This is a genomic window from Robbsia andropogonis (assembly GCF_034047095.1).
In the GTDB taxonomy this organism is placed as follows: Bacteria; Pseudomonadota; Gammaproteobacteria; order Burkholderiales; family Burkholderiaceae; genus Robbsia; species Robbsia andropogonis.
Map to the genome: position 1 here is coordinate 348,184 of NZ_CP139166.1, position 24,505 is coordinate 372,688.

17 protein-coding genes and 1 pseudogene are annotated in these 24,505 nt (G+C 58.3%); 11 read left to right on the forward strand and 7 right to left on the reverse strand.

Annotated elements, in window-relative coordinates:
- Positions 1-121 precede the first annotated feature (121 nt).
- From SJQ66_RS06695 to SJQ66_RS06710, 4 genes are all read left to right on the forward strand, one after another.
- Positions 122-1,261, forward strand: a complete 1,140-nt coding sequence (locus tag SJQ66_RS06695) for a porin (protein WP_024904794.1) — start codon at positions 122-124, stop codon at positions 1,259-1,261.
- A gap of 763 nt (positions 1,262-2,024) precedes the next feature.
- Positions 2,025-3,569: a methyl-accepting chemotaxis protein gene (locus tag SJQ66_RS06700; RefSeq protein WP_320534111.1), complete on the forward strand. Its 1,545-nt coding sequence runs from the start codon at positions 2,025-2,027 to the stop codon at positions 3,567-3,569.
- A 514-nt stretch (positions 3,570-4,083) separates the two neighbouring features.
- Positions 4,084-5,070 carry a prolyl oligopeptidase family serine peptidase gene (locus tag SJQ66_RS06705; protein WP_157685138.1) on the forward strand — a complete coding sequence of 329 codons (987 nt, stop codon included), beginning with the start codon at positions 4,084-4,086 and terminating at the stop codon, positions 5,068-5,070.
- 470 nt (positions 5,071-5,540) lie between these two features.
- On the forward strand, positions 5,541-6,425 hold the full coding sequence (locus SJQ66_RS06710) for a hypothetical protein (protein WP_157685137.1): 885 nt from the start codon (positions 5,541-5,543) through the stop codon (positions 6,423-6,425).
- Positions 6,426-6,846: 421 nt separating this feature from the next.
- Here the strand turns inward: SJQ66_RS06710 and SJQ66_RS06715 are convergent, their stop codons facing one another.
- On the reverse strand, positions 6,847-7,692 hold the full coding sequence (locus SJQ66_RS06715) for a fumarylacetoacetate hydrolase family protein (protein ID WP_024904789.1): 846 nt from the start codon (positions 7,690-7,692) through the stop codon (positions 6,847-6,849).
- 161 nt (positions 7,693-7,853) lie between these two features.
- Here SJQ66_RS06715 and SJQ66_RS06720 point away from each other — a divergent pair, with 161 nt between their 5' ends.
- Positions 7,854-8,525 (forward strand): GntR family transcriptional regulator, encoded by a 672-nt coding sequence (locus SJQ66_RS06720; RefSeq protein ID WP_024904788.1) that lies wholly within the window; start codon positions 7,854-7,856, stop codon positions 8,523-8,525.
- 72 nt (positions 8,526-8,597) lie between these two features.
- Positions 8,598-9,073 (forward strand): annotated as a pseudogene (locus tag SJQ66_RS06725) (IS6 family transposase).
- A gap of 85 nt (positions 9,074-9,158) precedes the next feature.
- On the opposite strand, the gene SJQ66_RS06730 reads toward SJQ66_RS06725, so the two are convergent.
- Positions 9,159-10,784, reverse strand: coding sequence for a methyl-accepting chemotaxis protein (locus SJQ66_RS06730; protein ID WP_024904787.1), 1,626 nt, complete (start codon positions 10,782-10,784; stop codon positions 9,159-9,161).
- Between the two features lie 584 nt (positions 10,785-11,368).
- On the opposite strand from SJQ66_RS06730, the gene SJQ66_RS06735 reads away from it, so the two are divergent.
- Complete coding sequence (locus SJQ66_RS06735) at positions 11,369-12,814, forward strand: inorganic phosphate transporter (RefSeq protein WP_096335607.1); 1,446 nt, start codon at positions 11,369-11,371, stop codon at positions 12,812-12,814.
- An 11-nt stretch (positions 12,815-12,825) separates the two neighbouring features.
- Here SJQ66_RS06735 and SJQ66_RS06740 read toward each other — a convergent pair whose 3' ends face one another.
- The 3 genes from SJQ66_RS06740 to SJQ66_RS06750 all read right to left on the reverse strand — a co-directional run bounded on the left by SJQ66_RS06740 (position 12,826) and on the right by SJQ66_RS06750 (position 17,506).
- Positions 12,826-13,128, reverse strand: coding sequence for a hypothetical protein (locus tag SJQ66_RS06740; RefSeq protein ID WP_024904785.1), 303 nt, complete (start codon positions 13,126-13,128; stop codon positions 12,826-12,828).
- A gap of 293 nt (positions 13,129-13,421) precedes the next feature.
- Positions 13,422-16,304, reverse strand: coding sequence for a phosphoenolpyruvate carboxylase (ppc, locus tag SJQ66_RS06745; RefSeq protein WP_253464292.1), 2,883 nt, complete (start codon positions 16,302-16,304; stop codon positions 13,422-13,424).
- A gap of 104 nt (positions 16,305-16,408) precedes the next feature.
- Positions 16,409-17,506, reverse strand: a complete 1,098-nt coding sequence (locus tag SJQ66_RS06750) for a zinc-binding dehydrogenase (protein ID WP_024905912.1) — start codon at positions 17,504-17,506, stop codon at positions 16,409-16,411.
- A gap of 205 nt (positions 17,507-17,711) precedes the next feature.
- Here SJQ66_RS06750 and SJQ66_RS06755 point away from each other — a divergent pair, with 205 nt between their 5' ends.
- Together SJQ66_RS06755 and SJQ66_RS06760 are read left to right on the forward strand one after the other, a co-directional pair.
- On the forward strand, positions 17,712-19,427 hold the full coding sequence (locus tag SJQ66_RS06755; RefSeq protein WP_157685242.1) for a carboxylesterase/lipase family protein: 1,716 nt from the start codon (positions 17,712-17,714) through the stop codon (positions 19,425-19,427).
- The gene (locus SJQ66_RS06760; RefSeq protein WP_024905910.1) at positions 19,424-20,674 is read left to right on the forward strand and encodes a lactonase family protein; all 1,251 of its coding nucleotides are present in this window, start codon (positions 19,424-19,426) and stop codon (positions 20,672-20,674) included. Before SJQ66_RS06755 ends, SJQ66_RS06760 begins: the two co-directional genes overlap by 4 nt.
- Here the strand turns inward: SJQ66_RS06760 and SJQ66_RS06765 are convergent, their stop codons facing one another.
- Together SJQ66_RS06765 and SJQ66_RS06770 are read right to left on the reverse strand one after the other, a co-directional pair.
- The gene (locus tag SJQ66_RS06765; RefSeq protein ID WP_024905909.1) at positions 20,675-21,238 is read right to left on the reverse strand and encodes a GNAT family N-acetyltransferase; all 564 of its coding nucleotides are present in this window, start codon (positions 21,236-21,238) and stop codon (positions 20,675-20,677) included.
- Positions 21,235-21,822 (reverse strand): hypothetical protein, encoded by a 588-nt coding sequence (locus SJQ66_RS06770; RefSeq protein WP_024905908.1) that lies wholly within the window; start codon positions 21,820-21,822, stop codon positions 21,235-21,237. The genes SJQ66_RS06765 and SJQ66_RS06770 overlap by 4 nt, the downstream gene beginning before the upstream one ends.
- Before the next feature lie 192 nt (positions 21,823-22,014).
- On the opposite strand from SJQ66_RS06770, the gene SJQ66_RS06775 reads away from it, so the two are divergent.
- Both SJQ66_RS06775 and SJQ66_RS06780 read left to right on the forward strand, forming a co-directional pair.
- A complete protein-coding gene (locus SJQ66_RS06775; protein WP_320534112.1) occupies positions 22,015-22,950 on the forward strand; it encodes an aldose 1-epimerase in 936 nt (311 codons plus the stop codon).
- A gap of 158 nt (positions 22,951-23,108) precedes the next feature.
- The gene (locus SJQ66_RS06780) at positions 23,109-24,434 is read left to right on the forward strand and encodes a nitrate regulatory protein (protein WP_024905906.1); all 1,326 of its coding nucleotides are present in this window, start codon (positions 23,109-23,111) and stop codon (positions 24,432-24,434) included.
- Positions 24,435-24,505: the final 71 nt, after the last annotated feature.

Below are 24,505 nucleotides of genomic sequence, written 5' to 3' on the forward strand. Positions count from 1 at the left end.
GTATGGAAAATAAAAGCGTTGCATGAATATTACCAATGCTTTCTGTTTGTTTTGAGATATTACCTCGTGCATAAGTTGTTTCACCTTCCTGCGTTTCCACAAAACTAGATAAGGATAACGAATGAAAAAGTTAGCAAATGTCGCGGCTGCCTTGACGGTGATATCTGTGACTGGCGCCGCTCATGCGCAAAGTTCAGTGACGTTGTACGGCCTGATCGATACCGGCATTACCTACACGCACAATAGCGGCGGCCATTCGACGCAAATTGCGATGACTTCCGGTAACGAGTCCGGTTCGCGCTGGGGGTTGAAGGGTTCGGAAGATTTGGGTGATGGCATGAAGGCCATCTTTACGTTGGAGAACGGTTTTAATTCCACCACCGGCACCTTGGGGCAGGGTAGTCGTGAATTCGGTCGTCAGGCTTTCGTCGGTTTGGTGACATCCGGTGCTGGCACGTTCACCCTGGGTCGCCAATACGATCCGTTGATAGATTTGGTACAGCCGGTGCAGGGTGATAATTACCTGGGCGGCATTTTCACTTCACCAGGCGATGTCGACAACGCCGATAATAGCGCGCGTTTCAACAACGCGATCAAGTGGGCCAGCCCGAACTGGGGTGGTTTGAAGGCGTCAGCCATGTACGCGGTGGGTGGGGTAGCGGGCTCGGTGTCGAACGGCCAGACTTATGCCGCCTCGTTGGCGTATAACAATGGCCCCTTGGCGATGGCCGGCGGCTATATGCACATCGACAACGGGACCGCCGCAAGGCGCGGCACCAGCACGTCTACGTCCACGTCGGACTCCCTGTTCAATACGAATATCAATTCGCATTACAGCACGGCAAAGGCAATCGATATTGCGCGTATCGGCGCAAGCTATCAGATTGGTGCGGTGACGGTCGGCGCCTACGGCAGTTACTCAGAATACAAGGCCGATGGCAGCTCGATTTTCCAGACCAGCGAAAAGTACAAGGTCGGTTCGGCCTACGCCGTGTGGCAGATCAGTACGCCGTTGAGCGCGGAATTGGGTTACGTGTATATGAAGTCCAGCGGCGATTCTTCCGCGACCTACAATCAGTTCGGCGTGGCAGCGGATTACGCGTTGAGCAAGCGGACGGATGTGTACACTTTTGCCGGTTATACGCACGCCAGCGGTTCGAACGGCATTGGCGCAGCGGACGCGGTGGTGGGCTCGACGGATACGGACTCAGGGCGCAGCTCTCAGGCATTGTTGACCGTTGGCGTGCGTCATAGGTTTTAAACCGCAATGCGGCATGGCGACGTTCGCCGGGTGATGGGAAGCCGGGCGAATGAACATGCCTGTCTACCGTAATGTTCGGCTCTTGCATGCCATTATCAACCGCGCTGTGCAATGTCGCTTGCCGCTGCGCTTTCGCAATATCCAAGTGCAGCGGCCCGAGCAGGGTGTTATCCTCAGGTACGAATCGACCAGCATCGGCGGAATGCATTTGGCGCATATTTTCACGCCATGCATAGGTCGCACCGCGCATGACTACAACGCGGCATCTGCATAAGATGTCTATGCGTTCGCTCGGCGAGCCTTACTGGTTGAGCGACGGCCTCGCACATCCCCGCTAACATTTCAATACCTTTACAGTATGGGTGCTCAGGCGCTTGCTACCGAGCATTGACATCAATGTACTGAGCGCTTCGCATCACTGCGTCAGGCCACGCTAGCCTGTCAAAATCCTCTTGTTTTTAATATTAACGGCGATAAGATTTTTTCGTCTCTCTTGCTGAAATGACAATACCGCGTCGTTATCTCGACACGTAATAATAAGATGGTGCACAAACACGATTCTATTTTTTACAGTTCACCGTCACGTTATTACTGTAGCCTTCATTCACTGCTTGCTGTCCCGTGACCTTATTATTAAAACGCCTAGGCGGCTAAATCCGATTAGGGGGATGCGCTGATTTATAGGGTTTTCCCTCGGAACGATAAATAATTTTGAGAAATTGCCGTTAAATCGCGTTGGTTATTCCTGTTGCGAGCACTATTAATGAATCGCCTCTCATTCCATCGGAAGTTGTGGTCCCTCGTAGCCGTGGTCTGGCTTGCGCTTGCGATCATTGGCACATTAAGCGTATGGCAACACCGCCAGACCATGCTCGATGATCGCAAGGCCATGTTGGATACCTTGCTCGATGCCGCAAGCCATGTGATCGATAGCTACAAGAAAAGGGTCGATGCAAATCAGATGTCACTCGCGGACGCGCAGAGGTCCGTACTCGCGCAATTGGACTTGATGCGCTATGGCAGTGATGGATACCTCTTCGTCGCGACCACCGAGCCGGTTATTCTGCTCAACCCCGCCCGGCCGCAGATGGTTGGCAAGTATGTGGGCGATCTGAAGGATGCAAAGGGTAATCGAATCTACGCCAATATTTTGGCCGCGGCGCGCCTGGGCCACGGCTACCTGCATACCAACACGCCGAAGCCGGGCGAGAAGACAGACTCAGTGAAACTGTCGGCGGTGCGCGCGGTCAGTGGGTGGAACTGGGTAGTCGGCACCGGCGCATATATCGACGACATTGACGCCGTGTTTTACCGCGCGCTGTTTGTGCAGACTGTCGAGGTATTGCTCGCTGGCGGTCTTGCATCGCTACTGGCGGCTTGGATCATTCGCAGCCTGTCGCGCGAGATCGGTGGTGACCCGGCACGTGCGCGCGATGCCGCGTTCGAGATCGCGCGGGGCAATCTCAACATGCGGTTCGACGTCGGCCATGCCGACGAGACCAGTCTGATGTTCTCGATCGGGCAGATGCAAGCGCAACTGTCACAGACGATCGGCACGATCAAGGGCTCGGTGTCGGCTATCGCCGACGCGACCCGGCAGATCGCGGCGGGCAACATGGACCTGTCGTCGCGGACCGAGCAGCAGGCGGCGTCACTGCAGGAAACCGCCGCGAGCATGGAGCAACTGACCGCGGCGGTACGGCAGAATTCGGAGAGCGCGCAGCACGCGAGCGGCGTTGCCTCCGAGGCACGTTCGGTGGCGAACGAGGGCAATGCGATTGTTGGTGATGTCGTGAAAACGATGGCGGCTATCAACGAAAGTGCTGCTCGCATGGCCGAGATCATCTCGATAATCGAAGGTATTGCATTCCAGACCAATATTCTCGCGCTCAACGCCGCAGTGGAAGCCGCGCGTGCAGGCGAGCACGGGCGCGGCTTTGCAGTGGTGGCGAGCGAGGTGCGATCACTTGCGCAGCGCTCCGCCTCTGCCGCGAAGGAGATCAAGGCATTGATCGACACCTCCGGCGCGCGTGTCCAGACCGGCTCCGAACTCGTCATGCGGGCTGGTGCGACGATGGAGCGGATCGAGGCCGCGATCAAGCAGGTTTCAGCGATCATGACCGAGATCGCGTCCGCGTCGAACGAACAGAGCCGCGGCATCGAGCAGGTCGGCCTCGCGGTTGCGCAAATGGATGGGGTCACGCAGCAGAACGCGGCGCTTGTCGAAGAGGCCGCCGCTTCGGCTGGTGCGCTGGAAGACCAGACCGACGAACTGCGGTCCGCCATCGGCGCTTTTCATGTCGCCTGACTGTGCGGCAGGTCATCCCGGCATCTTCACGTAAGCGAGGTTGTTATGCGGCGTCGATATCCGGCGCCCGGACGGATCTGGTGTATTAGTGATGGTCGCGGTAAGCGCCATGAGATGGTTTAACGCGAGAACGTGCATCGCGCATGTGAAGTTTTCAGCGCAGCTGCGTGCCCGGGACTTTCTGTCATGTTTTCGAGTGATTCGACGGCATTTCACGCTCCAGTGGCAGGCTTGGCGAGATGACGCATTGGCATCCATGCGTTGCCCGCCTTGACACGTGGTGACAGTTTACGCTTGTCGGCTAAAATCCATTCTTGTTTTGAACTGGGTCGGCAACATACCGTTTTCTCGCCCCAGCCTCAGTAACGTGGCAATGCCAGCACGAGGCATGTGCACCCGCCTCGACATAGGGTTAATTTGTCTGCCATTTTATTTTTATAAGAACGCCACGATGCGAGCGCATAGGAAAAATAAACGGGATGTTTTATCGAGGTGGATTGTCCATGGCGGTGCGTTGGCAGTTGTACTGCTGGGAGGATGCGCTTCACAAGTGACGCACTATGGCTTGAATGATCATTTCAGCGCGTCTGAAGTGCTGTCCGGTGCAACCACTACTCGGGAAGCCTGTTCGCTAAAGCCAGATACCGTATGGGTAGACGGCGCCGATTTTGCGGAATGTATCAAATACTATCCGTCGAGTGACTTTGTCGCGGGAAAGACGCATCGCGCCATTGTCGCGATGGAGGGCGACTGGATTTCGGGGCGAGCGGTAGGGCCGCGATACGCGAAGCGCACGCCTCGGGATCTCTACGATGAAGCCGAGAGAGAACAGGCGCATGACCACATGGCATGGGTTTTACTGGGGCGACCGGGAACCGACGGTTCCAGCGGCGATCAGAAAAGACGTCGCCAGCGATATGAAACCGCGGTCATCAATGCGGCAATCGACAAACTGAAACAACGGTACGAGATTCGAGAATTCGGCCTGATCGGCCAAAGTGGGGGTGGCGGGCTAGTGGGTGCGCTGATCGCGGAAAGAAACGACGTGTTGTGCGCGGTACCCACTTCGGGCGTGTTGAGCGTAAAAGCCCGCGCCGAATTGAAAGGGCAAAGTGTCGATGCCACCGGGACGTCATTCGGCAATGTCTGGGATCCGATTGATCACGTGAATGCCATTCATCCGATGCCCGGTTTTCGCTTGTTTGCCGTAAGTTCGATTTCCGACAGCAATGTCCCTTTCAGCACGCAGACTGCTTTTGTCGAGGCGGTAAAGGACAAAGGGATCGAGGCATATCAGATTGCGATAAACGGCACCGGGGCCGAACATCACCAAACGATGATGACAGGTATGCGCGTAGTCCAGGCTTGCATGGACGGCTTGCCTAGCGCGTTCATCACGAAAACATTCACCGGACTTACCGACAATGCGCGACAGGCAAACGCGCTCAGTGAGATCGTCAATCAAGCGGCCCGGGCGGGAACGCCAACCGGAGCGCCTTGAAAAATATCCTGCCGTTCGAGTCGGGCCTGGTGCGCACTCCGATGCAGTCGAGACCCTGGCACGAGTTTCCTTTGTTGGACGTGTCGATGCCCTTCATTTAGTTTCATCTATTTCTCGAGAATCGCCACACACACCGGTGTCGATTGTCGCCGATCTTGACCTTTCAGTCGAAAGTCTCAAACTAGTCTATCGGGGACAATCTTCCTGATTATTTCCGCGCTAGCATTGTGAGGCGGTAATCGGCCATTAAGCGACGCTCGCGTGGCGCTGACTTATGGCTCAACGGAGCTCCGTTTCGGTCATGCGCCCCATTTGATGTCGCCTATGAGATTATCTCGAACACTTTCGACAAAAAACGCCCCCTCAAGCGCATGGAAAACTCGCTCGCAATCTCACCCTATGCTCTGGCGGTCTACTTCTACGGAGGAATCCAGTATTGCTTCGAAAGCGCGCCTAGGGATATGACGTCTATGGATGAGGTCAACCGTAAGCTGGCGGAAATCGTATGGCAAGAAACGGGCCCCTCAAATGTGCCCATATCAGCTCGCCGCGATGGTTTTCTGATCTTTGACTTTGACAAGTCTCCAAACTTCCGGCAAGTACCAAGTACGACGTTTGACGAGAAGATTATGCGAGAGCGCCAGGAACTAGCCCATCAGCGCTTTCAATACATGAACGCATTCTTGATGGCGCTGCATTCGGGTATCGCTGAGACGATGCAAACCGGAACACCCGTACAATCGCCGCTGAATCCAACTAGCTACTGCAAGGCTTTTGAGCAGCAAGGTCTCTGGCTTATCACAGACATTTCAATCAGCCAAGTGAAGGGATCAAACTTCTTGGCGCAGGATATAAAGCTAGCCGCCCTAGATCATGCATTGCATGTGATGGCACGCTGTGGCGAAGTGTTTGAGGACGACGGCCTAAAAATCTTGGCACTCTGCCTGACTGCGGGCAATCAGTTGACACTTCATCAATACGAATCCGCCCACCTTATTGCCTGGTCGGTTATCGAAAAATCACTCAATAAAGTGTGGGCGAGCCTTGTACATGAACTAGACGCAAGGAATGGCGGGCACACCGAGATGAACCGCGATCGCCGCAGGATGCTGCTTGAAGGGCACGACTACACTGCTTCGATCGTGACGCAGATGCTCTCTTTTCATAAAAAAATTGAAGACGACATGCTCGCGCGTTTGGATGATGCAAGACGGACGCGTAACAATTTTGCACATAGCCTCCGTCCCGTAATGTGGGACGACGCGGCTCGCGCGATCAACACTGCAAACGAACTTATCAGCAAGGTCGTCGGCACGAAGGTCCATTGTCAGACTGCGGTGCAGTGGCGCGGCTGAACGGATGGATGTCGTCTCGGCAGCTACTGATGCTAGTGACTGCAGCGCTGCATGCGAATGTCTTATATCGGTGCGGTAGTGGACCGGCGCCCATGCTAGCTGAGTGACTCAAACGGGTCGGTATCGGACCCCGCGCCACAAATTTTCCGACCGGATGGTTAACGACCGTTTTCTTGCCGACAACGGGCATCGATAGACCTCGTGCAGAGCGACCGCTCAGGCCGAATTTGAGTAAGCGCCCGGCGATCCAATGCGGTGCCGGGTTCGAACGGATAAGAGCATACGTGCCCACGATCGCGAAGCAGACGCCATCGCGTTTGCAGGTCATTTGTGATGTCCCTGGTTGGGATAAGAGATGCATTGCTGGCGACGAGAGGATCACATACCTTCTCCCCTCTCGTTACCACCGGCTCCGCGACAGCTATCGCGCGGCGATCACCTTCTGGCGTTGTTCGCCGAGGCCATCAATCCAAAGATGGACCGTTTCACCCTGGTTCAAGAAAATCGGTGTGGGCTTGATGCCTAGACCAACGCCCGGTGGCGTTCCGGTGCAAATGATGTCGCCTGGTTCCAGGGTCATGTAGTGGCTAAGATACGAGACGATCTGGGGTACGCTAAAAATCATCGTTTTGCTGTTGCCTGCCTGTCTGCGCACGCCATCGACTTCCAGCCACATATCGAGATTGTGCGGATCGGGGATGTCGTCCCGCGTGACCAACCAGGGGCCGACCGGGCCAAAAGTGTCGCAGCCCTTGCCTTTGTCCCATTGCGAGCTCTGAAACTGAAAGCCGCGATCTGTCACGTCATTCACAATCGTGTAGCCAGCGACGTGATCCAGCGCGTCCGCCTCACTGACATAGCGAGCGCGTGTGCCGATGACGACGCCCAGCTCCAGCTCCCAATCAAGTTTGGTGGAGTGCGGAGGTTGCACGATGTCGTCGTTCGGTCCGGATAAGCAACTGATCGCTTTGAAAAATACCAATGGTTCATCGGGTATCGGCAGGTTTGCTTCCTCTGCGTGATCGCGGTAGTTAGTGCCGATGGCGATAAATTTTGAAGCGCTCTTCACAGGAGGCCCATAGCGCACAGCCCCTTCGACGATCGGCAGCATGTCGAGCGACAGCGCGGCAATCGCAGCGAGACGTTTCGGTGACAGTTGGCTCCCATCGATGTCGGCCACGTGGGCGGAAAGATCGCGAATTCGTCCTTGGGGATCGACGAGGCCGGGGCGCTCTTCGCCCGGTGCGCCAAAGCGGCACAGTTTCATTTCATATTCCTTTCAATTGGCGGACTTTATATGCGACTGACATCACGACGGAGCATTCCGAAGCGAAGGCATGGTGTTGAGTCGATGATCAATGCAAAAACATTTTATCTAAGCAAAAACTATTTTATAGGATAAAATCAGTTTATCAATAGAGGAATGCTATGTCCGCTACAGCCGTTGCTCGAAGCTTGACCCTATCGACATACGAAACGGTCAGAAAGCTTGTTTTGACATGTGAGCTTCGTCCTGGAGCGCGTATCAATGTGAAGGAGCTTGCCGAATCGCTTGATACCAATGTCGGTGCACTACGTGAGGCGCTCTCACGGCTTACGGCCGAAGAGTTGATCGTGGCAGAGCCGCAGAAAGGTTTTCGGGTCGCGGCAATATCCGTCCAGGACCTACAGGATTTGACGGCAGCCCGTATCGAGATAGAGGGGACTTGTCTGCGACGATCGATTGCAAATGGTGATGTCGCGTGGGAGGTTGCCGTGGTTGCTGCATTCCATCGACTGTCGAAAACTGAGTCCCCGCTTCGGGGCGGCCATGTTCCGGTCGATTGGAGCTATGCGCATACCGCATTTCATGAAGCCCTTGTCAGTGCTTGTGAGAACACATGGCTAAGGCGTTTCCGCATCATGCTTTTCGAGCAAAACGCACGATACCGTGCGCTTTCGGTTTCGATAACTGGGGATAAGCGGGACCTCGAAAGCGAACATCGCGCGTTAATGGATGCCGCCCTAAAGCGAGACGCGGATGCAGCGGTAGCATCTATGGAGGCTCACATCATGAGCACTACAAATGCACTGCTCATACGGATGTCGACGGCTGAATGATAGATTGGCGGCCGGTCTTACTAATACGGCTGGCTACGTACTCCGGCGTGGCTGGTCGGTGTCAGTTGGCGCATCAACGAGACGTACGTCAAGGTCAAGGGCGTCTGGAAATATGTCTACCGCGCGGTTGACAAACGTGGCAAGACCTTCGACTTCCTGCTCACTGCGAAGTGCGACATATCTTCGGCGATGCGCTTCTCTTACAAAGCTATAAGGCCAAACGGCAATCCCTGAAGATCGCGATGGACAATAGCGGCGCTAACAGGGCTGCTGGTGATGAGATCAACGCCGACCGCGACGTATCCGTCGTGGTGCGCAAAGTCAAGTACCTCAACAACATCGTCGAACAGGACCATCGCGCCATCAAGCGGGTGACTAGGCCGATGCGCAACTTCAAATCGTTCCGGGCCGCTAGCGTGGTGCTTGCTGGCGTGGAACGCATGCACATGATCAGCAAGGGGCAATTCGCAATCGGAGCGAATGCAATATCGTTCGCCGAACAAGTTTTTGCACCGGCACGAATGGTCCGTTCAGTTTGCGGGACGTAGCGCCATGTCGCGAAAAATTCGCTTTCCAACCATCAACGCGATAGAACCGGCGAGAACGCCGTCCATGTCGTTCTGCCGCGATCACTCAATGCGCAACGGCAGGCGCTGTAGAAAAATGCGCGCCTGAACGGGAACGGTGCGCGGTCATCATCGACTGATCACCAGACTCCACCGCATCCCGTATCTTGAATACCTCCACCGCGACGCGTAAGTGCTCGGCCTGATCTTCGAGCGAACTGGCCGCCGCCGCGGCCTGCTCGACCAACGCGGCATTTTGCTGCGTCACTTCGTCCATCTGCGAAATGGCTTGATTGACCTGCTCGATCCCCCGGGTTTGTTCCTCGGATGCCGCGGCAATTTCCGCCATGACGTCGTTGACGCGCTGGATGGCCTTGCCCATTTTTTCCATGGTCTCGCCGGCCTGCGAGACGAGATTCGAGCCTGCGTCCACGCGGTTTCCCGACGTATCGATCAATGTCTTGATTTCCTTGGCGGCGCTGGCCGAGCGTTGCGCCAACGATCTCACCTCGGTGGCAACCACGGCGAAGCCGCGCCCTTGTTCGCCGGCGCGCGCCGCTTCCACGGCGGCATTCAGCGCCAGAATATTGGTCTGGAAGGCGATGGCCTCGATGATCCCGATGATGTCCGCGATCTTGCCGGAACTATCTTGAATATCAGCCATTGTTTGCACGACCTGTCCGACGATCGCACCGCCTTCCGTGGCGACGGATTGCGCCTCGCCAGCAAGCGCGCTGGCAACGCGTGCATTGTCCGCGTTTTGCTTGACGGTGGCGGTCAACTCTTCCATGCTGGCGGCCGTCTCGCCCAGCGATGCCGCTTGCTCTTCCGTGCGCGATGAGAGGTCGTTGTTACCGGCGGCAATTTCCTTGCTTGCGCTGGCGATCGATTCGCCACTGCGGCGCACGCGTCCAACCGTGGCGGACAAGCTGTCGCGCATGCTCATCAACGCCTCCATCAGGCGGCCCATCTCATTTTTACTACCGATATGCACCGGGCGCGTCAGGTCGCCGTTCGCCATGGCGGCAAAGTGTGCCAGGGCCGAATCCAGTGGCGCGTTGATCGCTTTCGCCAACGACCATGCGGTGGCAATAGCCGCCGCGAGCGCAAAGACGATGAGCAGCAATACCAGGAACGTCAACCGCGAGTACGTCGATTCCGCATCTTCATACGATATTTTCCCGGCAGTGGATTGTTGCGCTTTCAGTGCATCATTCGCAACGACAAGCGCTGTGTACGCCTTGCCAACGGCATTGGCCGTGCTGTAGTACTGCGCGCTATTGCCGCCGCGCACTGCATTGGAAAAGTTCATGAAGATGCTGCGTAGCGCTTCACGCTTGTCGGAGACCACCCGCGACAATTCCTTTTCGGTGTCGTCCATCGGCAGTGCGGTGAACTGCGACCACGCTTTGTCTGATTCAGTCCAATATACCAGTCCCTTGTCCAAATCCTCTTTGCCGAGTTCAGGTGTCGTGGCCAAAGGTGCTCGCAGGACGACCGCGCGTGCACGGCCGATCTGAATTTCCATATCGCCGAGAAAGCGCGTGGCGTTCAGGTCGTTGCTGTAGATCTCGCGCAAGCCGCTGACGGCTTTGTTCATGCCGACGAGACCTAACACCCCGACGATCACAACCAAAATCGCCAGGAAAAACACTGAGACGCGTAAGCGCCATCGAATAGACATGTTGCCCATGGTGCTCCAGTACTTCGCTTTAAGAAGAGTTGCCAAGAGGCGTATCGCCAATCGGGCTTCCAATTGGTAAACGGCATGTTTTGCCATTCCTACAGGGGAATAGTAAAAATACCAACTTGGTCGTCAACTTCCTATAATGCAACTAACAGGCAATAACGTCCTTTCCTTTGTTGTTATGTTTGTGTCGTCGGATTGGGGGGGGAGTCGTTACCACTGAGGATCGGCACCATCAGCGGCCACGCGCATCATGCTTGCGCGCCAGCGCATGTGATTCCCGGCCGTCGGTGCGGCATCTAGAATACAAAATATGCTGTTGGCGATGTCGTCATAAAATCATGCCGCACTAAAAAACTAATAAGCAGTACAACATAAAATAAAAAAACATGCCTGTTAGTCAATCGAAATTTTCTGCCTCATGCCTGTCATGCTAATCGCCTACGATACACAGGGGGCTGCGCTCAACGGATTGTCGTCGAACCTAAGCCCACTCTGCGAAAGTCCACCTACGTGCTCCATGCGTCCGTTGATTTCATTTCCAGCCATCGCTTGGCATTCTGCCAACGCGTCTTTTCGGGAAAACGCTGATGCTGTCACATTTTGTACCGTCGTCGGGGATCGTGATTGCGATGCTCGCTGTGTGTTTCTTGATGGTATTGGCTTTCGAAGCAACCAATGGCTTCCATGATGCGTCGAACGCCGTTGCCACCGTGATTTACACGAACTCCCTGAAGGCCACGCCAGCGGTGGTTTGGTCCGGCATTTGCAATTTCGTTGGCGTACTGGTAGGAGGCATTACGGTGGCGTATGCCCTCGTCGAAATTCTGCCTCCTGACGTGTTGACGCCGCCAAACGGCGCCCCTGCGGTACCGATGTTGGTTGCCATCTTTGCGTCGGCACTATTCTGGAACGTCCTGACCTGGGCGTTTGGCGTGCCGAACAGCAGTTCGCACTGCATTATCGGCTCGCTGATCGGTGTCGCAGCGGCTGATGCGTTACTGCAATCCCGCAGTGTGGCGCAAGGAGTGGATTGGAAGCAGATTCTGGTCGTTCTAAAAGGGCTCGCGATTTCTCCCGTGTTAGGGTTTGTCCTGGCGGGCGCATTGTATGGCCTGCTACGTATTTTTCTGAAGAGCCGCGGCCATTTGTTCGTGCCGCCGGCACCGCATCAGCCGCCGGTCTGGTGGATGCGCGTCTTGCTGATTCTGACGTGTACGTCGGTAAGTTTTTCTCACGGAACCAACGACGGGCAAAAGAGCATTGGTTTGATCATGTTGACGATTATCGGGATGCTGCCGGCAACCTACGCCTTGAATCCGTCGGCGGATAACCAGATCCGCACACTCAGCGACTATGCGGGTCGAGCCATTCCATTGATCGCGCTTTACGGCGACGATATGAAGGCCCAGGCTTTGACATCGGCGAGTCGCTTGCACGGGTCAAGCCACGTACTTGCGCAACAGGCACAGGCCATCGAGGCGCAGCAGCAGGGACAAAGTAGTCCGCTAGATGCCAATGGCGGGCAATTCGCCGCCACACGCGCACAACTGCGCGGCGATGTTTATCAGATTGTCTCGCAGATGAAGCACGTTGCCGGATCGGTCGATGCGTCGGCGGAGGAACGCCATGAAGCGACCGAAATCCGCAAAGCAATGCGTGACTCCGTGGAATATGCGCCGCTCTGGGTCCGGCTGCTGAGTGCGCTTTGCCTCGGCGTGGGCACGATGTTCGGCTATCAGCGCGTGGTCCGCACGTTAGGTGAGCGCCTGGGCAAGCAGCATATGACGCCAGGGCAGGGTGCCAGCGCCGAACTGGTCGGTTCGGTTCTGATCGGAACCGCTGGTTTTACGGGCCTTCCCGTCAGCACGACCCATATCGTGACATCGGGTATCGCCGGAACGATGGCGGCTGGAGGGCAAGGCCTCCAGCCTGGCATGTTGATCCGCATCGTACTGACTTGGATCGTGACCCTGCCGGTCACGATGCTGATCGCGGGCGTTCTATTCTACGTCCTCGATAACCCCGCGCTGTAGCGCAGCCGAGATCAGGCCGACGGCTGGTCGGCTTCGCGCAGACGGATGAGGGCGTCCATCATATTGCCCGCTTTTGCCGCTTTGACCGAGTACCTGAGTTTTTCCAGTGCCTCTTGATATGCGGCCAGAGCGACGTGTGTATCGGTGGACGCGTCCGTCGGTAAAGCGACGACAATGGACTTGGAAATGCGATCAGCCAAACGGTAGTGAATCTGTTGGCTGTTCAGCAATTGCGTGACAGTGTCGATCAACGTCGTCGTACCCGGCAGGGTTTCTGACGGAATCACTGTCGCACTGTTGACACGATGGGACATTTTGTTTCTCCTGAGACATCGCGAATGCAATGGCGTTGCCGCCGTGCGAATTCTCTCTTATTTTACTGTTCAATAATCAATAATTATCCATGTAAATTAGACATATCTGACCTCGACCCGCCGTGTCAACGGCTTGACGTTACCACGCTAGAATGATACTTGGGCTAAATAAATAGATTGGAAACGTTTACAAACCAGTATAGGCAAGTACTTTTGCGATTTTTCTGAGTTCTGTAATAGCGGGCGTGCGCTGATTTTACGATGACGCCCCATATGCTTGAGAGGTTAGTGGATCACCCTGTATTGCGCAGGCCGGACGCGACACCGTTGATGCATAACTTGATGCCGCGACGAAGTTTGTCACTCGATTCACCACTGCGATAGCGATGTAGCAATTCGACTTGAAGATGATTCAACGGGTCGAGATACGGGAAGCGATTGCGAATCGACCGCGCGAGCAGGGGATTGTCGGCAAGTCGCACCGATTGACCCGTGATGGCTTCGAGAACCTCCACGGTGGCTTGCCATTCACGTTGAATTGCGCCGAAGATCGCCTGCCGCAGTGCGGCATTGTCAACCAGGCTCGCGTAGCGTGACGCCATTGGCAAATCGGCTTTCGCCAATACCATGTCCATGTTCGACAGCAATGTTGTAAAAAATGGCCACTGCCGTACCATCTGCTGCAATTCCGCGAGCCGCGCTGCTTCGGTATCCTCCCCTTGTGCAAGCCATTCCTTGACGGCGCTGCCGAAGCCATACCATCCCGGCAGCAATAGACGGCATTGTCCCCAGGAGAATCCCCACGGAATCGCGCGAAGATGAGAGAGGGAGCGCGATGCGGGGTCCTGCAGTTTTCGCGACGCGGGACGGCTGCCCAAATTCAGATCAGCGATTTCGGCTATCGGGGTTGCCGCGAAGAAATAATCGACGAAACCTGGCGTTTCGTGCACCAAGGCGCGATACGCTTGCTGCGCCAACGTCGACAACCGATCCATGATCTGCCCATATCGCGCGAAACGGGCATCCTGCGCACCCGCACCCGCACCCGCCTTGATGTCGTCGAGCAGCGTGGCTTCCAGCGTTGCCGCCACCAAGGACTCGAGATTGCGCCGACCGATCGATGGATTACCGAACTTTGCCGCGATCTGTTCGCCTTGTTCGGTCAGCCGAATCTGTCCTTGCACAGTGCCGGTCGGTTGCGACAGGATGGCCTGATAGGTTGGGCCGCCGCCACGGCCCACGGTGCCGCCGCGACCATGAAACAGCCGCAATTGCACGTTATGTTCGGCAAACACCGCGACCAATGCTTCTTCCGCCCGATACAGCGCCCAGTTCGATGTCAGGAAGCCTCCATCCTTATTGCTGTCCGAATATCCCAGCATCACTTCTTGTTCTCGTCCCAGCGCGCGCATCCGGGCTTGTGTGTGCGGCAGGGCGAGCCAGGCTGCCATGATCGCCGGTGCGTTTTGCAAATCCTCGATTGTCTCGAACAACGGGATGACCATGATGCCTGGGTTGTCCGCGTCGGCAAGCAACCCCGTTTCCTTCTGCAGCAGCAGAACTTCTAGCAGGTCGCTGACGGTCTCCGTATGCGAGACGATATAATGCGGCACGGCTTCGACGCCGAATTGCGCGCGCAGCGTGGCAGCTTGTTCGAAGATGGCAAGTTCGCCTTGCACCAGTGCACTGTATCGTGCGTAGCGGCTGCGTAAAGGCCGCACATGCGCGAGTTCCTGCTGCAACCAGGCCACCCGGCTTGCTTCGTCCATCCGTTGATAATCGGCATCGCCTGCAACGGCGCACAGCTCGGTGATCACCTGTTCGTGGATATCGGAACTTTGCCGTAGATCCACGCTGGCCAAATGGAAACCGAAAATGGCGAGTGCCTGTCGTAGCGGTGTCAATCGTGCGGCCGTCAGAGCGCTGCCGTGGTGTGCATGCAGTGAGTCATAGACGATTTTCAAGTCGTCGGCGAATGCCGCGGCGTTCGCGTAAGGCGTCGCGCTGGCCAACGCATCGTGCGGTAGCGCGGGGCGGCCTGGAAGGTCGACGTCGCGCTGCAATGCCGTTGCGCGTAACCGGAGTGCCATCCCTCCCAAGGCGCGCCGATAGGGCTCGTCTTCGCGGTGTGTCGACGGTGGCAGCCAGGCATCTGCGCGTGTTGCTAGGTCATCCAGCGCCGGACTGACCGAGACGAGCGTCGACGACATGGAAAGCTCGGTGCGCAGCGCGGCGATTTGATCGAGGTAGTAAGTCAATGCGATTCGTGCTTGTCGCCGCGCGGCAAGGGCCAACGTGCCGGCATCGACGTTTGGATTACCGTCACGATCACCACCAATCCAGCTCCCCATCCGCAAGAAAGCGGGTAGCGGCCCTGGCGCCTTGATCGCTTCCGCCAGATCGCCATACAACGCCGGCAACTGGTCAAGGAACGTCGTGCCGTAATACGACAGCGCGTTGACAATTTCGTCTTCGACGCTGAGTTGCGCCGGCCGCAGCATGCGCGTCTGCCAGAGGGTGGTGATATGGGCTTGAATCAGCGCATCGATACGTGCCCGTTCTCGCGCGCTCAGTGGTGCGTCGCGCTGGGCCAGCAGGTCCGCAATGGCCTTTTGCGCATCGAGGATGCTCTTGCGTTGTACTTCCGTCGGATGCGCCGTCAGTACCGGGACGATCAGCATGTGCCGCAGCGCATTGCGCGTTGCCTCATCGTCAATGCCCGCTTCGCGCAGGCGGGATAAGGCATACGGCAACGAGCCCGCTCTCGGTGCCGTGCCCGCGAGTTCATGGTGCCGATGCCGCCGGTTGTGATGCCGATCTTCCGCGATATTCGCCAAGTGTGAGAAATAGCTGAAGGCGCGGACGACGCAGACCATTTCCGGGTCGCTGAGACCGTTCAACACCTTGTCGAGCGCCTGGCCTGCCGCAATGTCGCCATCCCGTCGAAAGCGCACGGCGGTCTGCCTGATCGACTCGACCAATGCATATATCGTCTCGCCTTCCTGATCACGGACCACTTCGCCCAGCAATCGACCTAGAAAACGAATGTCCTCGAACAACGGGCGATCCTTGTCCGGCACTTCGGCGGCAGGGACCGGGATGGCACCATGGCCGGAGGGCAACACGGAAGCGAGGTCGGAAGCGTTTGACGGAGCAGCGGTGCGGGGGAGGGTCATGGCGGGCGCTGGGCGTGGTTGCGGGGCCGATGCGGCGCCGCGCGGTGGAGTCGGCAAGCTGACCTATTATGCCAAACTGCGTGCCCGCCCGCGTTCTCCCATTGTCAGGGGCAGACGACCGTGAGTCGAAATGGCACCGGATGCGCGGCCGCGTCTTCGATCGCGGCATTCACGTCGTCGAGTGCGAACCGCATGATCGCGAAGTCGTCCAGTCGCAGCAGCCCGGCTTCCACGAGCGCGACCAGGCGCGGGGCGCTGGCACGCGAATACATCCACTGCCCACGCACGGTGATGTTGTTCAGCATGAACCAAGGGTAGGGCAGCACCAGATCTTCTTCGCCCTGTAGCCCGATGCCCCCCATCAATACCACGCGACCACCCTGTCTTACGCTCATCATTGCCGCCCGCGCGGTGCGAGAGGTGGCGGTGGGGGGAAGGAAGTCAAGTACGCAATCGATGATGTCGCGACCGGCGGCGCGCATGCGCCTTTTATCGTCCGGCTCGATCCCGCTTAACGCGACAGGTACCACTCGCGAACCGAAGCGGTCTACCAGCGCCGCAAGACGCTTGGTATTGCGACCTGCCACCACGACGCGTGCGGCACCCATGGCCAATGCCACCGCCACGGTGGCACTGCCGAAATGCCCGGTGGCGCCGCTGACGAGCAGTGTCTCGCCGGGGGAGAAGCCAATGGATGCCAATCCTCCGTAGGGGACGAGCAACGTGTTCAGCGCACTCCATTGGAGGAGGGTGTCGTCGTCCTGGGCAGCGGGTGAACGATCAATCGGGATTGGCAAGGCGTTTTCGAGGGGTAGTCGCATTTGCTGCGCGAACGGACCGTCTCGATAGCGCTGTTGCAGGATGGCGCCTGTTTCGCCGCGTGCGTCCCAGCCTTGCAGCGCGGCGTCACGGGTATGCGGATCGTCCCGCGAACGCAATGTCGGATCGCAGAAAACCCAATCGCCTGGGCGTAGCGTGGTCGCGTCGGGTCCGACCGCGGACACGCACGCGACTGCACCGCATCCGGGCACCATGGGGGGTGTCAACGAATAGACGCGGGCGCCTGCCAGGATTTCCTTCGTGTAGGGCAGGATCGGCGCCGCCTTGACATCGACGACGATTTCGCCGGGACCGGCGACGGGCGCAGGCAACGTCTGGATGGATAGCGGTGCGCCAAAGGCAGTCAGGACGGCAGCTTTCATCGCTTCACGCTCCGTTGAATGATTATTAAATCGTCGATGCCTATGATCTACATCGTCGATTATCGCATGGGGTAACTGGACGGCTGCCCCTCGCTGTCTGCATAATCGTGCGCAATTAGGCAATATGTACGAGAAAGACGCGTTCGTGGAGCCGGGCGCATCTGGACCTATTACCATAGTGACATTCACATCCAAAGGGGAACCCGTGAAAGGACGCCGTGCCTTCCTGCAGCATTCCGCCGCGCTGACCGCCGTGGCTTCGTGGCCGTTCCTGGCGCATGCCGCGCCACGCCGCGCACCGTCGCCACGTGAGGCGGTGTCGTTGAAGACACCGGCGGGACCGTTGCGCGGTATGCGTCAGGATGGCGTCGACGTGTACAAGGGCATTCCTTATGCGCAGCCGCCCGTGGGCGAACTGCGCTTCAAGCCGCCGCTGCCACTGCCCTCTCCGGGATGGGACGATACGTGGAACGCGTTTGCATTCGGGCCTGCCCCGATTCAGGCGGTTCGCAAGCTACCGGGATCGGATCAATCGCTGCTCGGCGACGTGCCGCTCGATGAGGATTGTTTGCGCCTGAATGTCTGGGCACCTGTCGACCCCGGGCCTCACCCGGTATTCGTCTGGATCTACGGTGGCAGCAATATCGCTGGAGCAGCCAGCCAACCGCTGTATGACGGCACGCACTTCGCCGAGCAGGGCATCGTCTGCGTGACACTGAACTATCGCGTCGGCGCATTGGGTTTCCTGGAACTGGGCAGTGTTCTCGGCGATGCGTATCGGGGTAGCGGCAACAACGCAAACCGCGATCAGTTGATGGCATTGCAGTGGGTACGCCAGAATATTGCGGCCTTCGGCGGTGATCCGGCGCGTGTTACGCTGGCTGGTGAATCCGCTGGCGGCAAGGCGGTTGCGGCATTGATGGCGATGCCGGCCTCCGCGGGACTGTTCCAGTCGGCGATCATCGAAAGTGGTGGGGGGCAGACCGTCCACGATCTCCCGGAGGCGGACCGCGTTACGGGCATTTTTCTACAGGCGCTCGACAAGCAAGGATTGAAGAAGGAAGACCTGCTGAGTGCTTCGACGGCTCAGATCCTTCAGGCGCAAGCCGCGACCATCGCCAACTACCAACGCGCCTTCGCATTCCGATCGGTCGTCGATGGCGCGATGTTGATGGCCAGGCCGCAGGATGCCATTGCAAAAGGCGCGTCGAATCAAGTGCGTTTGCTGATCGGTTCCAACCGGGATGAAAGTCTGGTCTTTTTCTCACCGGAGTCGGTTGCGGCGGGGCGCAAGGACCCGAGCGTCGCGGCCCCGTTCTTGCCGCGCGAACTGGCGCAGTTGCGTGTAGCGGACATGGAAAAGGCATCGGCGCGGTACCAGCAGACGTTTTCATCGCTGTCCGCATTCGACCGGCGCATCCGCTTGCTGACCGCCGAGGAATATTGGGTGCCTACGGTTCGACTGGCGGATGCGCATGCGCTAGCGGGGGGCGATACGTGGTCCTATCGCTTCGAACGGCCACTGGCTTTTGGCGCCTTCGAGGGATATACCGTGCACGGCTCGGAATTGCCGTTTGTCTGGGGCAATCTGGACGATCCATTCACACAGATGTACTACAAGGGCAGTGCGCCGATGCCGCCCATTGGCAAGGCCATGCAGGAGGCATGGGTTGCTTTCATCAAGGGTGATGCGCCCGCATCGCGGATGCTGCCGCGCTGGTTGCCCTATTCGCCCGATCCGCAGAAGCTGCGCCCGGCCTTGCTGGTCGATGACGATCCAACCGCACATGCGCGCACGCGCCAGAAAGATCAGGACGACAGCGGCCCGGCCCCGCGTGAAACGATGTTGCTGCGTGACAAGCCCGCGCTGGCATCGAATCCATCGGGTGACGAGTTGGCCTTGTGGGACGGTGTGCTATGACCCGCCTGGCGGTATGGGTCTCGCATGCGCAGGACGGCGATATCGGCGGCTATGATTTTGATTGCGATATCGGCCGTTTTGTAGGATCGGCGCGCCATCCGGCTGAGCCGGTCGTCATGCCGATGGCGCTGTCGTGGGCGCGGCGCGTAACCCTCGCGTCGCCTCACGCCGCGAGGGTATCCGCACGTCCGGACGGGGCATTGCTGCTGGCGGCGACACGTGCGGAAAATCGTCATATCGTCATCTACCGCGTGGTCGATACGGCCTCCTCGTCGATCAGTGGGAACGCCTCGATTTCGCCAGCCGTTTTCGAGAAGACGTGGCCGAGACTGCAACGGTTGGGCCGGGCTTCCATCGCGTCCAGTCTGGCGTATGTTGAAATCGATCCATCAGGCCGCACGGCGATTGGTGCGTCGTATGGTGAGAACCGCGTGAGCGTGTATGACGTCGACACGCTCCTTTCCGCTGCCGGTGGGCATTCCGCGCAGGAAGGCGACGGGAAGAAGCGCGATACCGACATCGACATGTCGCGGGAAGTACCGCCACGGCAGGTGATCGATGGCGTCGCGCATGCGCATGCCGTTGTCGTAAGCCGTGATGGACGCCACGTGTATGTGTCTGCCTTGGGCGGCAACGCCGTGTGGTGTTTTACTCTGCAGGATGGCCAACTCACGGTCAACGACGTGGTGGACGTGGGTGCTGGCTTCGGCCCCCGTCACATGCGCCTGAGCCTCGCCGAAGACTATCTGCATGTCCTTAGCGAGTTCCAGGGCGTGGTGGCGACCTATGCGCGTGCGCCGGAGACCGGGCATTTGACGCTTATCTCGATATCACCCCGCAGCGACGGTTTGTCAGCGTTGATACAAGGGCGAGCGCGACCGAACTTCTCCGATCCGGATCAGCCCGATCCCACCGAGATGGCCCGTTGGATCTGGGCCGCGGATCTGCAACTGACCCCCGACAATCGTTTCCTCTATATCAGCGAGCGGGCATCGAGCCGCATCATCGTGCATGCTGCGGATGAAACGCACGGCTGGCAACCTGTGTCATGGATCGACACGGAAGCGCAGCCGCGAGGCATCGCAATCGATGCCAATGGACAATACTTGTTTGCCAGCGGCGAGCGCTCCGATTTCCTGTCGGCTTACCGCATCGATTCGGCAACCGGTGCGTTGACGCTATCTGACCGATGTGCATCGGGTAAAGGCGCGAATTGGATTACGGTCGCCGCGCCGCTGGCTGGTTGATCAAGCATTGGCGTCACGCAATGACAACTGCATCAGCGTGACGTCTATCCACCGATCGTACTTGAATCCGACGTTCTTCAAGCGCCCGATCGGCACGAACCCGCAGCGTGCATGCAAGCCCAGCGATGCGGCGTTGTCGTCGCCAGCAACCGTCGCGATCATTTCCTTGAAGCCGGCCCTGCGGCATGCCGTGATCAGGTTTTCGAGTAGCCGGCGACCGAGCCCGCGCCCGGTGACGGATGCATCGAGGTAGACCGAGTGTTCGACGGTAAAGCGATACGCCGCGCGCGCTTTGTAGGTGCCGGCGTAGGCGTAACCAACAACGCGATCATCCTGCACGGCGACCAGGTAGGGTGCATTTGCAGCGACGATATCGTGGTAGCGCTGGCGCATCGCGTCGACGCTAGGCGGCTCTGTTTCGAACGAGATCGTTGTAGACAACACATACGGCGCGTAGATCCGTGCTACGTCGGTCATATCCGCCGGCGTTGCCGCACGGATGGTGATCGTATCGACGTCGCCGGAGACGTCAGGTCGGGTGCCTTGTGCGGATGAGATTGTCATGGAGGAATACGTTGATGCGCCTTTGCGCGGGCCGGCGGGTGCGGCAACAGTCGGGCCGACAAGGCGAGCCCGGCTTTCAGCGTGTAGATTACCAGCATTGTGCCGACCAGATTACCAATGACCATTACGGTAAGGCCTTCGAAAAGCAGATGCGTGCGTCCTTGCAGCAGTAACCAGACATGCTGCGCCAGTGGGTCCAGAAAGGAGAACGCAAGAATCAGCACGAACAACCGGGAGCTTGTCAGATTGGACAGCGACGCTTCCAGTCCATATCTGTGCTGCGCGGCCTTATAGATCAGGTAGGGAACCAGGGACGAGATGATGCCCCCGATGAAGGCGCGCTGCGGATCGTGGGGAAAGACATAAGTGAATTTGACGATCCAGCCGGCCAGCAGCAAGCCGATGGCCCCTCCTTCCGCCAACAGTAATGTGCTCAGCAGCCGAACGCCAGCGGGCAGGTAGATCCAGTTGATGCCTTGAACGAACTCCGTGCGCGCAAATAGCATCTCATTGAGCCATAGCGCCGCGATGAACATGAGGATCGTGCCCAGTATCGAGGCGAGGTGAACGCGGAAAGGGGACATGAATCAGCGTGGTTCGGGACGGCTTTCCGGTTTAACGGCAAACTGGGCAAATGACCAGGAGATGTGCCTGCCTATTGGCGCTGATTGTCGCTCAGAGCATTTCGACGGACAATTCGAATCTGACGATGCTTTCAATAATGATGTGTAATGTCCACATCGCGCTGCTGTCAGCATGCGCCATGGAGCGTGCATATGCAAAACGTTTTATCGGTTCCTTCGTCCGCGGCAATCCTGACGCTTTCGGCTGGCACATGGACCGCGTCGGTTTGTCCGTCACTCGGTGGCGCGATTGTCGGACTATGGCGTAGCGGTCGCGAGGTCTTGCGTGGGGGCGGCGAGACGGATGTAATGACCGGCAATATTCGGGCACTGGCGTGTTTTCCGTTGGTGCCTTTTTCCAATCGCATCGATCACGGTAGCTTTTATTGGCAAGGCGCTCGCTATCGATTGCCACCAGACGATCGCGCCGCCCCGCATGCATTGCATGGCATTGGCTTGCGTCGCGCCTGGCAGGTGACGTCGCGCGATATACAGGCCGTGACGATGGTGCTGCGGCATCGCGCCGACGCGTATTGGCCATTCGACTTCGCTGCACTGCAGACAATCCGGCTCGACGACTCGGGCATGACATGCCGGCTCGAATTGGTCAATGATTCCGGCGTGCCGGCGCCCGCCGGTTTGGAATGGCACCCTTATTTTCCATTGGAAGCCGGGACGCGGCTGGTCACATCGGTAGGCACCATCGAGATAAAGGGAGACGATGGCCTGCCGACGGCCGTCGTACCCCCGCCGAAAGCCTGGTCCTTTCACACCGGCGTCCAAATGGCGGATATCGAGATCGACCACTGTTTTCATGGTTGGGCCGGCACGGTCACGCTGTCACGGCAAGTTTCCGAACCCGATGCCGGGAATATCGATGGGCATGAGGTCTTGCAACTGATCGCATCCGAACCCTTGCGCTCGCTGATTCTGTATCGTCCGGCTGGACAATCGTTCTTCTGCATCGAGCCGGTCACCCATGGCGTGGACGTGATCAATCGCGCGTTGCCGGGGCAGGCCAGCATGCAAGCACTACCCCCGGGACAGCGACTGTGTGTCGAAATGCGGATCGCCTACGCGCATTGTTGACGGGACAGGCGATTATTCCATTGCGCGCGATAGAGAAAGGCGGCGGATGTGTCGTATCTTGTGCGACGCCGCGCACGAGCACGGTCGCGCTGATATTGTCACGCTTACAATAGCAATGGAAAAAATCCTCCTTCACGATACACGCCTCTTTCTCGACGATGTCCTCCCCAGCCATGCAGTTCACGTTGCACGCGAAGCAACGGGAAATCGACGCGTTGCGTTTGCTGGCCGACCGGATCGAACTCACTGATCTGCTCGGCCGGCTGATTCACGCATTGCAGCGTGAGCGGGGCATTTCGAGCATCTACCTTGCATCCGATGGCAAACGTTTCGTGACCGAGCGCGGTGCCGTGCGTGACGCGTCCTCGCCGATCCTGCTGGCGCTGCGTGACCGGCTCGATCTGGAGCTGGGGCCGACCCAGCACGCCACGGCGCGCATGTTGTCGATGATCGCCTGGGTGCTGCTCGATCTGGACTCCCTTGACGCGCTGCGTGCGCGAATCGATCGGCGTACGGTGTCCGCGCCTGACTCTGTAATGGCCTTCAGCAAGGTCATCGGTGGTCTGATGGAGTTGATCTTCCAACTGGCGGATGTATCGCCGGACCCCGGCATTTCGCGTACGCTGGTCGCGCTGGTTCACGTGGTGCAAGGCAAGGAGGCGGCTGGGCAGGAACGGGCCGTGGGCGGGCATATGTTTGCCGCGGGGACGTTTTCCGCGGACCAGCAGCAGCGCTTCGCGCATCTGATCGGTGCGCAGCAGCGCAGCCTGGACGTGTTCCTGCAGTTCGCGGGTGCAACACATTGCGAATGGTGGCAAACGCGCACGGCGACGCCGCATGTGAGCCGTGTTGAAACGTTGCGCCAGATCATCACTGCCGCCAAGGCCGGCGACACCTTGGACGCGGCGTTGACCGAGTCCTGGTTTGATGCCACCAGCGCGCGGATTACCGACCTTTGGCATTTGCAAATCGCGTTGACGATGCATGTACGGCAGGCGTGCGACACGCAGATTGGTGTGGCACGGCAGGCCTTGCGGGATTCGGAACATTTGTTCCGGCAGTGGCGCGAGAATCCGCCTCCTCACACCCATGCGCTCGAACATTTTTTTGCCGGAGCGTCCGGCGACGAGTTTGCCGCGTATGCATTGCCCGACCGCTTTTCCTCCGCGGACCGCTCGACCGTGGCGAGCCTGCAATCGGTATTGCAAGCGCAGGCGGCGCGCTTGGCGCGGGTGGAGGTCGAGCTCGACGCGGCACGGCGCGCGCTGCATGATCGCAAGCTGATCGAGCGTGCGAAGGCGGCATTGATGGCGCGGCATGGCTTGCGTGAGGAAGCGGCGTTCAGGATGCTGCAAAAAGGGGCGATGGATCAGAACAAACGCCTGGTCGATGTCGCGGAAGCGGCGTTGGCGTCGCCCGACACCTCACCGCACATGCCCGGTGGGGACGGGCGTGACGCCTTGCGCGCCAAGGGCCGGTCGTGATGCGCATGCAGACAAGACAGTCCCGCCCGAGGCGGCGAAGATGACGGATCGTGTCGTGCGACGGAGCGCGG

Excerpts from the sequence above, each read along its gene's own strand:
- SJQ66_RS06695 (WP_024904794.1), top strand. The coding sequence starts at position 122 with ATGAAAAAGTTAGCAAATGTCGCGGCTGCCTTGACGGTGATATCTGTG.
- SJQ66_RS06700 (WP_320534111.1), top strand. The coding sequence starts at position 2,025 with ATGAATCGCCTCTCATTCCATCGGAAGTTGTGGTCCCTCGTAGCCGTG.
- SJQ66_RS06710 (WP_157685137.1), top strand. The coding sequence starts at position 5,541 with ATGGATGAGGTCAACCGTAAGCTGGCGGAAATCGTATGGCAAGAAACG.
- SJQ66_RS06715 (WP_024904789.1), bottom strand. The coding sequence starts at position 7,692 with ATGAAACTGTGCCGCTTTGGCGCACCGGGCGAAGAGCGCCCCGGCCTC.
- SJQ66_RS06720 (WP_024904788.1), top strand. The coding sequence starts at position 7,854 with ATGTCCGCTACAGCCGTTGCTCGAAGCTTGACCCTATCGACATACGAA.
- SJQ66_RS06730 (WP_024904787.1), bottom strand. The coding sequence starts at position 10,784 with ATGGGCAACATGTCTATTCGATGGCGCTTACGCGTCTCAGTGTTTTTC.
- SJQ66_RS06735 (WP_096335607.1), top strand. The coding sequence starts at position 11,369 with ATGCTGTCACATTTTGTACCGTCGTCGGGGATCGTGATTGCGATGCTC.
- SJQ66_RS06740 (WP_024904785.1), bottom strand. The coding sequence starts at position 13,128 with ATGTCCCATCGTGTCAACAGTGCGACAGTGATTCCGTCAGAAACCCTG.
- ppc (WP_253464292.1), bottom strand. The coding sequence starts at position 16,304 with ATGACCCTCCCCCGCACCGCTGCTCCGTCAAACGCTTCCGACCTCGCT.
- SJQ66_RS06750 (WP_024905912.1), bottom strand. The coding sequence starts at position 17,506 with ATGAAAGCTGCCGTCCTGACTGCCTTTGGCGCACCGCTATCCATCCAG.
- SJQ66_RS06760 (WP_024905910.1), top strand. The coding sequence starts at position 19,424 with ATGACCCGCCTGGCGGTATGGGTCTCGCATGCGCAGGACGGCGATATC.
- SJQ66_RS06765 (WP_024905909.1), bottom strand. The coding sequence starts at position 21,238 with ATGACAATCTCATCCGCACAAGGCACCCGACCTGACGTCTCCGGCGAC.
- SJQ66_RS06770 (WP_024905908.1), bottom strand. The coding sequence starts at position 21,822 with ATGTCCCCTTTCCGCGTTCACCTCGCCTCGATACTGGGCACGATCCTC.
- SJQ66_RS06775 (WP_320534112.1), top strand. The coding sequence starts at position 22,015 with ATGCAAAACGTTTTATCGGTTCCTTCGTCCGCGGCAATCCTGACGCTT.
- SJQ66_RS06780 (WP_024905906.1), top strand. The coding sequence starts at position 23,109 with ATGTCCTCCCCAGCCATGCAGTTCACGTTGCACGCGAAGCAACGGGAA.